Below are 13,929 nucleotides of genomic sequence, written 5' to 3'. Positions count from 1 at the left end.
TGTTGCGCGACCTGCCTGACTGAACAAATAACAAGAATCAGAAGCCCATCCCATTCAAAAAAACATTCAAAATATGTATAACGCAAAACAATTTAATTCTCGACATACCACTCACGCATATTTGCCCAACCGAAAACGACTCAATCATCTCCAGCGCTCTCCACTCCGCTGTCCTCCGCTTCGGACTCTGTGTCTTCAGCCTGTTCAGCGCCAAACTCATCATCCACTTGAATCAGTAATTTTCTGTCGGCACCGGCATTTTCCATATAGTCGGCAACCTGCTGCTTACTCAAATCACTCAAAGGATTATTTCGAAAGTTGTAGTTTGCATCGCGCGTATCAGAAACTTCGAACAACTCATCAGGCAGCATTGTTATTTCATTGAACGTCAGGTCGACGAAAGCCAGGCTCTCAAGTGAGAACATTCCGTAAGGGACCGTGGTCAACCCCGTATTCTTCAAGTAGAGACTGTCCAATTGCTTCATGTAGCCAACATGGGGCGCCCATTCCAGTGGGTTGTTTTCCAGATCCAGAAGCGTCAAGCCTTCGATGTGCGCCAAACCTTCGACAGTGGCTTCGGTGAGCCGGATATCACAATCATCGAGCGTCAACGAAACAAGCTCGCGCATCTGATAAAGCTCGACGGGAAAAGCCTCAAGGGCCAAGCCAGACAATGTCAGGTACCGAACTCCCGGGAAGCTGGCGAAAAATGCATGGCCTCCCGTTCGGGAGGAACTGCTCAGCGACAACTCTCGAACATGACTGAAATCGGCCGACAATTCGGGTAGTACACCCAGAAAGTCCAATTCAAACTCAAGCGTCGTGATGTAACGGGTCGCCGTGTCCAGCAATGCCTGCATGAAACCCTGTCTGTGCTGACGTTGAATGGCAATTTCAGCATCTGTCAGTAGCGCTCCGGTGCCAGGATGAATGGACGGCACATCAGCACTCCACACCTCCAGCTCATTGACCAGCGTAATGTGTTCGTTTTCCAGCCTGGCAACAGCCAGCAGTGGGTCCCCGGTCAATCGCTCACTACGCAAGGCCGCCATCTGCTCTTCAGAAAGCGTTGGATACAGGGCTCGAAGCCGTTGTTCGATGGATTGCGTCTGCGCGGGATCGAGATCCCCGCCACCCAACAAGTAACCAGAACGCCCCACGGCAAGCCCCATGGGCGATCGGACGGCAGGCCCCAGCGCTGGCTGCTTGAACAATGCGCGCACCAGAGCACGATCCAGCAGTGGTTGTCGTCTGAGCATTTGTTTCAGTTCGGCCCACTGCCCCACATGGGGCAACCCCAACGAAAGACGTTGCGTGTCGGGAAGCGCGTGCATCACCGCGCCATACAGCGTGTCGAACCCATGTAATTGCTCACCGACATTATCGTGTGCCTGGTAGCGCCCGCCCTGCCTGACCAGCACTTTACGCAGCGGAGCTTCAGGGCGACCGATGCTGTCCAGCAACGCCCCATCAAAACGTTTATCACGCATCTCGATGCGGAGATCGGCGGACCACCCGTTCAATGTTTCGAGCATGTGCAGCGCCAGCCGGTCGCTGTCCAGGCTGCTGACAGAATCCAGGTAAAGTCCTTCGCAAGCCCGGCTGAGTCGCACCTCTCGCAAATAGAAAAGCGCTTCGTGCGCCATTCGTTGAGTTATTCCAGGATGATTGCGCATGTGCAGGCGATCAGTTGCACTGGCATTACGCGACAGCTCTTGAGCGATCGTTTTCGGCAGATCGGGGAAGATCCGCCGTAGTTGCTGCGTGTCTGCGTCAGCGCGCTGTTCGAAGGCGTCTTCGCGCGCCTGGAACAAGGCGCCACGATGCTCCTCGGCCCAATCGGCCATCCTCGAACGCAACCGCGCTTTTCGCACGTCGATCGCCGGTAATGAATCACCAAACGCCGTACTTTCACCCAGCAGTTTTTTCAGCGTCGCCTCGTCCAGTGACTCAACGATCCCTTGAATTCCATTGGCGTTGCGCAGGCTCTCAGGTACACGGACACCTTGCGCTTGCAGCAGTAGTGCCTGCATCTGGGGATCAGCTTTGGTGTACACCGCCGGATCCGGGCTTTGCAGTTGCGCACGGAATACTTTGATTTGCTCATCAAGCCCGAAGCGCCGAATGCTTTCTTCAAGCAAGGCCGGTGGGCGCCGGACGTGGACGTGCATGTCACGCAGCACGGCTTCATCGACGCCGCTGACGTCCAGGATGCGCCGGGCGGTGACGTCAGAGAAGTCAGCGACTGAATGACCCAAACGACGAAACAACTGTGCGCCTTGCCATTCCATCGGACGCTCGACTTCATGCGCCCAGGCCCCGGCGCCGTTGTGAGTCAGTCGTGGCCGGTAGGCGTTCGCCCGCTGCGGGTGACGGACGCGCCAGGCACTTTCGCCCGGCTCGGTGCGAACCTCGTACAGGCTGCCCTCAAGCGGCAGGAACATCGCTGCGCCGTGGTGATGCAAACCCAGTTCGTCCGGCATCGAATCGGCAGGCAACGAGGCAGCGAACTCATAAGGCGTCAGATCAGGGTTCCACAAGCGCGTGCGTCCATCTTCCAGCACGACGGGCTTGAGACTGTCGACAAAGGTCGAAGGCTTGATAGCCAGCACTTTCCCGGCCACCGCACCGCCCACCGCGAATGCGCCCAGTTGCGCGAGATTTTCAGCGATGGCCATCAAGTGATCAGCCGCCTCGACCACCTGACCTTCGGTCCAATCCAGAATGCCGGTACAGGTCTCGTCCAACAGTTGGTAGGCGGTGTACGCCAACATCAATTCGCCCAGAAACGGCACAAAGGGGACCGCCACCAGGGCCGCGACCTGCAATACGATCGAGGCGACCTTTTCCAGGCTGTCCCAGGTTTCCCAGCGAGAGTTGCGGTCGGTGTCTGCGCAAGGCACGGCAATGGCGCGGGCATCATTGAGAATCTTGTTGAGCTTGTCCTGGTACAACTCTGTCCATGGATCACCCTGTACCCGGCGCGAACTCCACTTCATTACGGTAGAAGGATCATTGAGCGCGGCAAAAAAATAGCCTCGCCGTTCATGAGCGACGAACCGGGCAAAAAAACGCTGGTAGTGCGCAGAACGCAACCGCTGTGCCAAATCTGCCCTGAAAGCAGCCGTCGACGGGTACTCTTTGAGCGGATGCTGCGGATCGTCGGGGATGTACACGAGCACCGGTTCCACTCTGGTAGCACGGTCCAGATCACCGGCCAGCAGCATGATCCCGGTCAGCTTCGCCTCCATGACCTGCAATTGGTAGCACTGCAAAACCCGGGCACCCAGGGCAGGCCTGGCGCCGCCATCGAGCAGATGCAACAAGGACGCGTGAGAGTGCAGGCCGATATCCCCTTTCATGCGGGCCAGGAGTATCGCAGCCCTGAACGCGTCTTTCTGGCTGGTCTTTACATTGAGTTCCAGTACTGCCCTGGCCAGAGCATCCTTGGGCAATAACAACGTTTCCAGTTGCTGGGTGTACTGGCCGCCGATGTCCAGTTCACGACACATCGAAACAAAAGCGCTGACACTCATGCGTTGATTAATGGCGAGCACATCAAATTGCCCGGACATGCTGGGCTCGCTGATAAAACAGGAAGCTGAATCAAAGTAGCGGATGCCTGCTTCCTTTGCCTCAAAGTTGCGCAACGCTGCATCCAGCAAGGAAACGGTCCTGACTTGATAGCCCACTAAAATGCCGGTCGGCAGATAGAGCCTCAAGTAGGTGCGGGTGACATCCACTTCAATGGCGAAGCGTTCTTTCAGTGCCTGTCGAAGCAGGGGTTCAGCAAACTGACGGACATTTGCCAGCGACTCGAACAGCCGATCAACCTTGTTTTGCGATACCCAACTGGCCTTGATGGCTAGCGCCAGCGCCGCGTGAGAAGCCGCCGAGGCGGTCTTGTACCATTGAGGAATCGCCACCGGGGTGCGCTTCAACGCCTGGCGCCTGTCTGGCGAAGCGCGAGTCAGCCAGTCGGGAATTCTTTCTTCAATGAATTGTTGGTGAGGGTTGTAAGGACGTTGCTGTACGGAAGTTTCAAACATACGGGTAGCCTATAAGCCGACGTAAAACCGTAGCTTATTGAACTGCCCACTCACAAAAGGCTACATAGTTACCGCACTCACCCTTGCACAGCGTGCTCACGTTTCACTGAAACTTACTGTTCGTCGTTATAAACGAACTTGGGCATTTCCCAGTGAAAACGTATCGCCAGCAAGCGCAGCAAAAAGCCGCCAAACAACGTGATCAGAATCGCCTGCTCTCCCGGCAAGTTCAGGTAAAGACAGAACATGTAGCACCACGCCGCCGCGAAAGAGACGCTGGCGTACAGTTCGCGACGGAAGATCAGCGGGATGTCGTTGCAGAAAATGTCCCGCAGGATGCCGCCGAAAACCCCAGTGATCACGCCACTGACCGAGGCCACCAGCATGCCGTGGCCCATTTCCAGGGCGGTCATGCAGCCGATCAGGGTGAACGCCACCAGCCCCACGGCATCGAGCACCAGAAACAGCGAGCGCAGGTGGCGCATCCAGCGGGCGGCAAACACGGTGAACATCGCCGCGATGGACGTCAGCACCAGGTATTCCGGGTGCTTGACCCAGGTCAGCGGGTAGTGGCCGAGCAGCACGTCACGTACCGAACCGCCACCCAGCGCCGTGACGCAGGCGATCAGGACCACGCCAAACCAATCCATGCCACGACGCCCCGCGGACAATGCACCAGTCATGGCTTCGGCGGTGATGGCGATCAGGTAGAGCATCAGCAACATGGTGGCGGTCCTTGCAAAAAGGCGCGCAGTCTACGCACTTCGCCGAGGCATCAAAAGAGGGCGCACGAAAGCAATGAGGCGAGGGAGCTTGCTCCCGCTGGAGTGCCAAGCGCTCCCTTGCCTTCTTCCGGTCAGAGCGCATTTGCAGTCCTTACGACTGCTACGCAGCCGAGCGGGAGCAAGCTCCCTCAAAAGCCCCGCGCCAGCCAACGGATCAAAACTTGATGAAATGCTTGCGATAGTGCTGCAGCTCGGCGATCGATTCGCGGATGTCGTCCAGCGCCAGGTGGGTGCTGCCCTTCTTGAAGCTGTCGCGAACGTCCGGCGCCCAGCGTGCGGCCAACTCTTTAAGCGTGGACACGTCGAGGTTGCGGTAATGGAAATAGCTTTCCAGGGATTTCATGTGCGTATAAAGGAAGCGACGGTCCTGGCAGATGCTGTTGCCACAGATCGGCGACTTGCCCTTCGGTACCCACTTCTCCAGGAACGCAATGGTCTCGGCTTCGGCTTCGGCCATGCTGATGCGGCTGTCGCGCACGCGTTGGGTCAGGCCGGAATTGCCGTGGGTGCGGGTATTCCATTCGTCCATGCGGGCGAGGACTTCATCGCTGTGGTGGATGGCGATCACCGGACCTTCGGCCAAGGTGTTCAGATCACTGTCGGTGACGATGGTGGCCATTTCGATGATGACGTCGTTTTCCGGATCCAGACCGGTCATTTCCAGGTCGATCCAGATCAGGTTCTGCGAATTTTGCATGTGTCGGCTCCTAGGCAATGCTGCGCAGTTTAGCCTAGGCCGGTGGCCGGGCGTGCTAAACTCGCGGCCGTTTTACCTAATCGCTGCATTCTTTATACGGAACACCCATGGCCAAACGCCAACTCAATCGTCGTCAAAACTGGCGCATCGAAAAGATTCAGGGCGAGCGCGCTGCCCGCGCCGCCAAACGCGAGTCCTCGGCTGTCGAGGCACTCGAGGGTGGCGACCTGGGTCCGGAACAGCACGGCCTGGTGATCGCGCACTTCGGTGTGCAGGTCGAGGTCGAGGCCTGCGAAGGTGCATTGGCCGGCCAAGTGTTCCGCTGCCACCTGCGGGCCAACCTGCCTGCCTTGGTGACCGGTGACCAGGTCGTCTGGCGCGCTGGCAACCAGGGCATCGGCGTGATCGTGGCGCAACTGCCGCGCAACACCGAACTGTGCCGCCCGGACAGCCGTGGCCAGCTCAAGCCGGTAGCCGCCAACGTCGACATGATCGTCATCGTTTTTGCACCACTGCCCGAGCCCCACGCCAACCTGATCGACCGTTATCTTGTCGCTGCCGAACATGCGGGCATCAAGCCGCTGTTACTGCTGAACAAGTTCGACCTGATCGACGAAAACAACGCGCCGGCGCTGAACGCCCTGCTCGCGGTTTACCGCACGCTGGGTTACCCGGTGCTGGAAGTCTCGGCGCACCACGGCAACGGCATGGAACAGTTGCAGAAACAGCTGGACGGTCGCATCAGCGTGTTCGTCGGCCAGTCCGGTGTCGGCAAGTCGTCGCTGGTCAACAGCCTGTTGCCGGAAGTCGAGACCCGCGTCGGTCCGTTGTCCGAGCTGTCCGGCCAGGGCACTCACACCACCACCACCGCGCGGTTGTTCCACTTCCCTGGCGGCGGCGAGTTGATCGACTCACCAGGCATCCGCGAGTTCGGCCTGGGACACGTCAGCCGTGCCGATGTCGAGGCCGGCTTCATCGAGTTCAACGATTTGCTCGGCACCTGTCGCTTCCGCGACTGCAAGCACGACCGTGAACCCGGTTGCGCATTGCTCAAGGCTCTCGAAGACGGCCGCGTGCAACAGCAACGAATGAACAGCTACCGCTCGATCATCGCCAGTTTGCCGGAAAACGGCTACTAAACAGGCACCTGCCCCGCCCTGATCCAACGGGGCGGCGGGCTGCCGGTTCTACTGTTTAAATCACCCACCAACTTAAACGTCAGACATTTCTGTAAGGCGTCTGCACGCATCCCTGTAGGGCATTTCTCTTTCGCGATCGGCACCTTGTGGCGGCCAGCCAATGACCTAAGTTCAAACCCTCTTCGCACTCCTGCGACATCGAGGGACAGCCATTGCAAACCTATCATTTGTTCATCAGCCCTCCGTGGGTCTACCTGTACGCCCCTGCCCACCGCGTCGCCATTTGCCAGCGCACGGCGGTGTAACCATGCGCAAAGGACTGTTCATCGGCATCAACGATTACACCCATGTCTCGCGCCTGGGCGGTTGTTGCAACGACGCCATGGCCATGGCGTCTGTGCTGAAGACCGACGCCAATGGCGACCCGAACTTCAAGAACATCGTGTTGACCTGTGCCGAGGATTACCTGAGTCGAAAGAAACTCGAGGATCAGATCCGCGAGTTGTTTTCCGGGGACTGCAACGTCGCACTGCTGTACTTCGCCGGTCACGGCACTTTCGACACCGATACCGACGAAGGCATGCTGATCCCGCAGGATTACAGGAACGCCAATGACGGGATTCGCCTCAGCGATGTTCTTAATTGGGCAACCAAAGCCACCCGGATCAAAAACAAGGTGATCATTCTCGACTGCTGCCAGAGCGGCTCGGCAGGCGAACTGCGCGCCTTGCGCAGTGAAGGCAGCGTAGTGGGCGAAGGCATGACCATTCTTACTGCGTGCAAAAAGGAAGAGCCGGCGATGGAAGGCGCCCAACACGGCGTATTCACCGGGCTATTGCTCCAGGCTCTGCACGGCGGCGCCGCCAACATCCTCGGCAAGATCACTCCCGGCAGCCTCTATTCGTTTGTCGACAACGCCCTTGATGCCTGGGAACAGCGGCCGGTGTTCAAGACCAACGTGTCGCAGTTCATTTCCCTGCGCGAGGTTTCTCCGCTGATCGCCAAGGAAATCCTGCGCAAACTGCCCGAGTGGTTTGCCGAAGCGGAATCGGTCTACCCGCTCGCCCCCAGCTTCGAGCCCAGCGAACCCGAGTTCAATCCGGAACACGGCGAGGTCTTCTCTCAACTGCAAAAGTGCAATCGTCACAGCCTGATCGAACCGGTTGATGCCGAACATATGTATTACGCCGCCATTCACTCCACCGGCTGCCGCCTCACCGCCCTCGGTGCCTATTACCGCGAACTCGCAATCAAGGGACATTTCTGATGCCAGTGTTTATCAGCTACCGCCACATGGATCGCGCCTACGCGGTCAACATCAATACCCGCCTGATGCAGGCCAACATCAAGACCTATCTCGATGTGCTGGACGCCGAATCCCAGACCACCGACGACATCACCGGTGTGATCACGCGCAACATCAGTGAATGCACGCACCTGCTGGCGGTGGTGTCGGAAAAAACCGCACTGTCCTGGTGGGTACCGTTCGAAATCGGCGAGGCGACCATCACCAACCGACGCATCTGCTCATTCAAGACCGGCCCAACGGAACTGCCGCTGTACCTCGATAAATGGCCGAAACTGACCAGCGACAGAGACATCGAGTTCTTCATTGATGCCTATCGAAACGAATCGACCATCAAGCGATCGATGTCACTGGAGTCGGTTAACGGCAGCGAGGCGGTGCGCAGCGTCAACAAAACCAACGCCGATCGATTTCACACGGATCTCAAATCCAGGATCATTCGCGGTTTCTGAAGGATCAGGTCGGCTGTCAGTCCGACATCGCTGGCAAGCCAGCTCCCACAGGAATCGTGCCCACACGGAGAATGCAGCGGCCTGATAAACGCCGAAAAAAAACCGACATCACTGTCGGTTTTTTTGGGATCACTGCTTCGCTGGCTCAGCCGGCTTCGGCGCCGGATCATCAAACAGATTCAAACGCTCGCGCAGTTCGTGGGCCGGCAGCGGTTCCTTGTCTGCCGGCAGCGCATTCGGGTCGACCGGTGCAGCCGGGGTGGCGCCTGGCGCTGCAGAACCTTGCGGTGCATCAGGAGCAGGTTCCGCGCCTTGCGAACCTTCAATGGCGCGCTGGGCTTTCTTGGTCAGCACCACAATGTCGATGCGACGGTTGACCGGGTTGAACGGATGTTCACGGTCGAACAAGGCAGACGAGGCATAACCCACCACCCGCGCCACCTGCCCGTCCGGATAACTGCCCGCCACCAGCGCACGGCGGGCGGCGTTGGCACGGTTGGCCGACAGTTCCCAGTTACCGAAATCGCCCTGGCCGCTATACGGTTTGGCATCGGTGTGGCCGCTGATGCTGATCTTGTTCGGCACCGCTTTGATGGTGTCGGCCATGGCCAGCAGGATGTCTTCGAAATACGGTTTCAGACGCGCAGAACCCGAGTCGAACATCGGCCGGTTTTCGGCATCGACGATCTGGATGCGCAAGCCGTCCGGGGTGATCTCGAACATGATCTGGTCTTTGAATTTCTGCAGCTGCGGGTTCTCTTCAACCTTGTTTTGCAGTTCTTGCAGCAACAACTCGAGACGTTCCTTCTCGACCATTTCGGCCATGCCTTCGACCTGTTCGGCGTCGACGGTCACCTTGTCCGGTTGCGGCTGGGACTTCACCTCGGGGTTGAGGGTGTTTTCCGGCGCCAGGGTCGGCGTACCGCCAAGGTCGATGATGTACGGCGTGCCGCTTTCGGAAAAGCCGATCGGGTCCTTGAAGTAACCGGCGATGGCGATCTTCTGTTCCGGCGTTGCCGTCGACAGCAGCCACAGCACCAGGAAGAACGCCATCATCGCCGTGGCGAAGTCGGCGAAAGCGATCTTCCACGCCCCGCCGTGATGCCCGCCGGCGATGCGCTTGACGCGCTTGATGATTATCGGCTGGTTATTTTCCATGGCTTAACGACCGCGAACCGCTTGTTCCAGCTCGGCGAAGCTAGGGCGGTGCGCCGGGTACAGAACCTTGCGCCCGAACTCGACGGCCAGCGATGGCGGCATGCCGGAAGCCGAAGCCACCAGGGAAGCCTTGATGGCTTCGTAGACGTTCAGCTCTTCCTTGGCATCGTGGGCCAGGGAATGGGCCAACGGGCCGAAGAAACCGTAGGCAGCGAGAATACCGAAGAAGGTACCGACCAGCGCCGCACCCACGTGCAGGCCGATGGACTTCTGATCGCCCTCACCCAGGGACGCCATGGTCACCACGATCCCCAATACCGCCGCGACGATACCGAAACCGGGCATGGCGTCGGCGATGCCGTTCACCGCATGGGACGGGTGTTCAAGGTCTTCCTTGAGGCTGTAGAGTTCCATGTCGAACAGGCCTTCCAGCTCATGGGGAGCCATGTTTCCGGAAGACATGATGCGCAGGTAATCGCAGATGAACGCGGTCATGCGCTCGTCTTTCAGGACCGTCGGGTACTTGGCGAAGATCGGGCTCGCGGCGGCATCTTCGATATCGCCTTCAATGGCCATCATGCCTTCACGACGGCTCTTGTTGAGGATCTCGTAAATCAGGCCAAGCACTTCAAGATAAAAACCGTGGCTGAAACGCGAACCGAACATGCTCAGGGACTTCTTGAGCACGTGCATGGTCATGTAGCCGGGGTTGGCCTGCAAGAATGCGCCGAGGGCCGCACCACCGATGATCATCACCTCGAAAGGCTGGATCAGGGCGGCAATTTTGCCGTGGGAGAGCACGTATCCGCCGAGCACGCTCGCGAATACGACGATGATGCCGATTATTTTAGCCATAGGTAGGAGAGCACTTACTGAGTCGGGTTCAAGGTCATATTCGGAAGTTAAAAAATCTCTTCTTCTACTTATCGGCAAAACTGCGCCAGACTATAGCCAGTTCAGGCGAAAAGCCAATTTGACCCATTCCGGGCGCAGGTAACGCAGACGATGATCGCCTCCAGACATGGTTAACGAAACGAACGTCCCGACTCCCAAACCAACCACGCTCCAAGGCTGGGTCAAGCTTCTGGATGGCGTCCGCCTGCCGGTTCCGCAGGCCAGTCACGACCGCGTCTGCCGGGCGATCCGCGACAGTCGCAGCTCGCTGCGCGACATCGCCGATTTGATGCAGGACAGTCCGGCTTTGGCCTTGAGCGTGATTCGCGAAGCCAACCGCCACACCCACGGCAGCATGACCGAGCCGGCAGAAAACCTTGAGGTAGCGATCAACCGCCTCGGTTTGAAACGCACCGAAGAATTGCTGGAACGCTTGCCTGCCGCGCCCATGGGCGAGATTCCCAAGCCACTGCGTCAGCTACAAATGATCAGCCAGCACGCGACGCAACAAGCCAACGGTTTTTTCGCCAGCCGCCTCGCGCGCCTGTGGCAGGACATTCATTGGGGCAGCCTGCTGTTTCTGTCACCACTGTGGCCCCTGGCATTGACGCATCCGCAGTTGCTCGAAGAATGGGAGCTGCGGGTCATCCATAAAGGCGAGTCGGCGCGTAAAGTCGAAAAGCAGTTGTTTGGCGCGCGCCTGCTGGAAATCGGCCTGGCTCTGGTGGAGGCCTGGCACCTGCCGATCTGGGTGCAGCAAGGCTATAAACTGTTGCTCACCGAACAGCGGGAACTGGTCAAAGTCCTGCGCATTGCCCGCGACAGCGAGCATCCGTTGCGCCAGCAAAATCGCCTGGATGACGATCCGACGCTGCGCCGCTGGCTCAACCAGCCCGCCAACACGGTGCTGCTGGCCAACGGGCTGGCGCTGTCGGCGCAACAGGCCTGGGACAGTCCGCACAGCGAGCGCTGGCAGTACCTGACCAGCCTTTACCTGCAAATGCCCATGGACGAGGTGCAACAACAATTGCACCAGCAGGCCGCCAACAGCGCCCGCCATCACGCCATGCCCGACCTTTGGCACCCTGCCGTTGCATTGCTCTGGCCATGGGGCACGAATCGAGTGCATGCCGGTCTGTTGCCAGCCCCGGCGCCGACCGCCGAAGACCTGGCAAAGTGGCGTCGTCAATGTGCCGAATTGCTGATCGAGCCGAGCCGCTTCACCAACGCCATGCACTTGACCACCTCGGCCCGCGACGCCCTGGTCGCGTGCGGCATGCGCCGGGTAATGATCCTGATGGCTGATCGAGCCCATGCCAACCTGCGGGTGCACCAGAGCACCGGTTTACCGAAAGAAGTGGCCGGCATGAATTTCGCGGTCAGCCAGAGCACAGTGCTGCAACGGCTGCTCGCGCAACAGGCGCAGGTGCGTTTGACGCCAGCCAACAACGCACAGTTTTCCGCCCTGCTGCCCAACAGCCTGCGCTCACAATTCAGCGGTGAGCATCTGTTGCTGCGCTCACTGGTCAATAACGGCCGCGTGATCATGATTGTCGTGGCGGATCAGGGTGGCGGCGCCTTTTCGGAAATCACCGTACAAGCCTTTGGCAAAACCGCGCAGTGCATCGAGAAAGCCCTGCACAGCTTTAGCCACCGCGGCCAGTAAGGCTGCGTTACAATCTTCCCTTTTTGTGCCCTGGAGACCTCACATGTCTGACTTCTCTGGCTTGCCGCTGGTGATCGAGCCGAGCGACTTGCTCCCTCGCCTTGATGCCCGCGAACTGATCCTGGTGGACCTGACCAGCAGCGCCCGCTACACCGCAGGGCATATTCCCGGTGCTCGTTTTGTCGACCCCAAGCGCACGCAACTCGGTCAGGCGCCTGCGCCGGGACTGATGCCGCCGCAGGCTGCACTCGAGACGTTGTTTGGTGAGCTGGGACACAACCCCGACGCAGTCTACGTAGTGTACGACGACGAAGGCGGCGGTTGGGCCGGGCGCTTTATCTGGCTGCTGGATGTCATCGGCCACCGCAAGTACCACTATATAGACGGCGGCCTGACAGCCTGGCTGGCAGAAGGCTTGCCGATGTCGATCCAGATCCCGCCAGCCGTGGGTGGTCCGGTTTCATTGACCTTGCATGACGAACCCACCGCTACCCGCGAGTACCTGCAAAGCCGTCTCGGCGCCGCCGACCTGGCGATCTGGGATGCCCGCGGACCGCTGGAATACTCCGGCGAGAAAGTGCTCGCGGCGAAGGCCGGTCATATTCCCGGCGCGATCAATTTCGAATGGACGGCGGGCATGGATCAGGCGCGCCAACTGCGCATTCGCACCGACATGCCGCAGATCCTTGAAAAACTCGGCATCACGCCGGACAAGGAAATCATTACCCACTGCCAGACCCACCACCGGTCCGGCTTCACTTATCTGGTGGCCAAGTCCCTCGGTTATCCGCGGGTCAAAGGCTACGCCGGTTCCTGGGGCGAGTGGGGCAATCACCCTGACACGCCTGTCGAGCTTTAAGGTTTTTAAGGACACCCAATGAAAGAACGTTTGTTTATCCTCAGCCAGTACCTGCTGCCCCACCACTTGCTTTCGCGACTGGCGGGCTGCGTCGCCGAATGCCGGGTGCGCTGGTTCAAGAATGCCTTTACCGCCTGGTTTGCCAAGCGCTATCAGGTGGACATGTCCCAGGCATTGGTCGAAGACCTGACGGCCTATGAGCACTTCAACGACTTCTTCACCCGCGCCTTGAAAGACGGCGCACGTCCGCTGGACGAAACACCGGGCGCGATCCTCAGCCCGGCCGACGGTGCGATCAGCCAACTCGGCCCGATCGAACACGGTCGCGTGTTCCAGGCCAAGGGCCACAGTTTCAGCGTGCTGGAACTGCTGGGGGGTGATGCTGCCAATGCTGCGCCTTTCATGGGCGGTGATTTTGCGACCATTTATCTGTCGCCGAAAGACTACCACCGTGTGCACATGCCGCTGGCCGGCACCCTGCGCGAAATGGTCTACATCCCGGGCCGGCTGTTCTCGGTGAACCAGTCTACCGCTGAAAACGTACCGGAACTGTTCGCCCGCAACGAGCGAGTCGCGTGCATTTTCGACACCGAGCGCGGGCCGATGGCCGTGGTATTGGTGGGGGCGATGATCGTCGCGTCGATCGAAACCGTTTGGGCCGGCCTGGTCACGCCGCCGAAGCGCGAACTGAAAACCTTCCGTTACGACGAAGCCGCCCGTGCGCCGATTCATCTGGAAAAAGGTGCGGAACTGGGCCGCTTCAAGCTGGGTTCGACCGCTGTCGTACTGTTCGGGCCGGATCAGGTGAAGTGGACGGAAGACATGGTCGCCGGCGCCCCGGTACAGATGGGCCAGGGCATGGGCCTGCCGAAGGCTTAAAGACCACGCTGTACCTTGTGGGAGCGGGGTTGCCCGCGATTGCGG

General features: G+C 59.1%; 11 protein-coding genes. 6 read left to right on the top strand and 5 right to left on the bottom strand.

From position 1 onward, the window contains the following. Positions 1-140: 140 nt before the first annotated feature. The 3 genes from D8U69_RS07705 to orn all read right to left on the bottom strand — a co-directional run bounded on the left by D8U69_RS07705 (position 141) and on the right by orn (position 5,531). Positions 141-4,049: a DUF6543 domain-containing protein gene (locus D8U69_RS07705; RefSeq protein WP_130907038.1), complete on the bottom strand. Its 3,909-nt coding sequence runs from the start codon at positions 4,047-4,049 to the stop codon at positions 141-143. Between the two features lie 113 nt (positions 4,050-4,162). Continuing rightward, entirely contained in the window at positions 4,163-4,774 is a 612-nt protein-coding gene (locus D8U69_RS07700) for a trimeric intracellular cation channel family protein (protein WP_056852365.1), read from the bottom strand. 214 nt (positions 4,775-4,988) lie between these two features. Beyond that, positions 4,989-5,531 (bottom strand): oligoribonuclease, encoded by a 543-nt coding sequence (gene orn, locus D8U69_RS07695; RefSeq protein ID WP_056852364.1) that lies wholly within the window; start codon positions 5,529-5,531, stop codon positions 4,989-4,991. A gap of 107 nt (positions 5,532-5,638) precedes the next feature. On the opposite strand from orn, the gene rsgA reads away from it, so the two are divergent. From rsgA to D8U69_RS07680, 3 genes are all read left to right on the top strand, one after another. Next, on the top strand, positions 5,639-6,670 hold the full coding sequence (gene rsgA, locus D8U69_RS07690; protein ID WP_056852363.1) for a small ribosomal subunit biogenesis GTPase RsgA: 1,032 nt from the start codon (positions 5,639-5,641) through the stop codon (positions 6,668-6,670). Between the two features lie 307 nt (positions 6,671-6,977). Continuing rightward, the gene (locus D8U69_RS07685) at positions 6,978-7,937 is read left to right on the top strand and encodes a caspase family protein (RefSeq protein WP_130907037.1); all 960 of its coding nucleotides are present in this window, start codon (positions 6,978-6,980) and stop codon (positions 7,935-7,937) included. Then, positions 7,937-8,428 carry a toll/interleukin-1 receptor domain-containing protein gene (locus D8U69_RS07680; protein WP_056852360.1) on the top strand — a complete coding sequence of 164 codons (492 nt, stop codon included), beginning with the start codon at positions 7,937-7,939 and terminating at the stop codon, positions 8,426-8,428. The genes D8U69_RS07685 and D8U69_RS07680 overlap by 1 nt, the downstream gene beginning before the upstream one ends. 129 nt (positions 8,429-8,557) lie before the next feature. On the opposite strand, the gene motB is transcribed toward D8U69_RS07680, so the two are convergent. Together motB and motA are read right to left on the bottom strand one after the other, a co-directional pair. Further along, positions 8,558-9,586 (bottom strand): flagellar motor protein MotB, encoded by a 1,029-nt coding sequence (motB, locus tag D8U69_RS07675; RefSeq protein ID WP_056852359.1) that lies wholly within the window; start codon positions 9,584-9,586, stop codon positions 8,558-8,560. A gap of 3 nt (positions 9,587-9,589) precedes the next feature. Further along, positions 9,590-10,441 (bottom strand): flagellar motor stator protein MotA, encoded by an 852-nt coding sequence (motA, locus tag D8U69_RS07670; protein WP_056852358.1) that lies wholly within the window; start codon positions 10,439-10,441, stop codon positions 9,590-9,592. Between the two features lie 166 nt (positions 10,442-10,607). On the opposite strand from motA, the gene D8U69_RS07665 reads away from it, so the two are divergent. Genes D8U69_RS07665 through asd form a run of 3 tightly spaced genes read left to right on the top strand, consistent with a single transcriptional unit; the run spans position 10,608 to position 13,884 of the window. Next, on the top strand, positions 10,608-12,146 hold the full coding sequence (locus D8U69_RS07665) for an HDOD domain-containing protein (protein ID WP_130907036.1): 1,539 nt from the start codon (positions 10,608-10,610) through the stop codon (positions 12,144-12,146). Positions 12,147-12,189: 43 nt separating this feature from the next. Further along, on the top strand, positions 12,190-13,005 hold the full coding sequence (locus D8U69_RS07660; RefSeq protein ID WP_056852356.1) for a rhodanese-like domain-containing protein: 816 nt from the start codon (positions 12,190-12,192) through the stop codon (positions 13,003-13,005). A gap of 18 nt (positions 13,006-13,023) precedes the next feature. Beyond that, positions 13,024-13,884 carry an archaetidylserine decarboxylase gene (asd, locus tag D8U69_RS07655; protein ID WP_056852355.1) on the top strand — a complete coding sequence of 287 codons (861 nt, stop codon included), beginning with the start codon at positions 13,024-13,026 and terminating at the stop codon, positions 13,882-13,884. Positions 13,885-13,929: the final 45 nt, after the last annotated feature.

The sequence above is a fragment of the Pseudomonas sp. Sample_16 genome (assembly GCF_004307665.1).
Lineage (GTDB): Bacteria > Pseudomonadota > Gammaproteobacteria > Pseudomonadales > Pseudomonadaceae > Aquipseudomonas.
The sequence above is the reverse complement of the archived record's forward strand: the minus strand, read 5'-3'. Positions and strand labels throughout refer to the sequence as shown.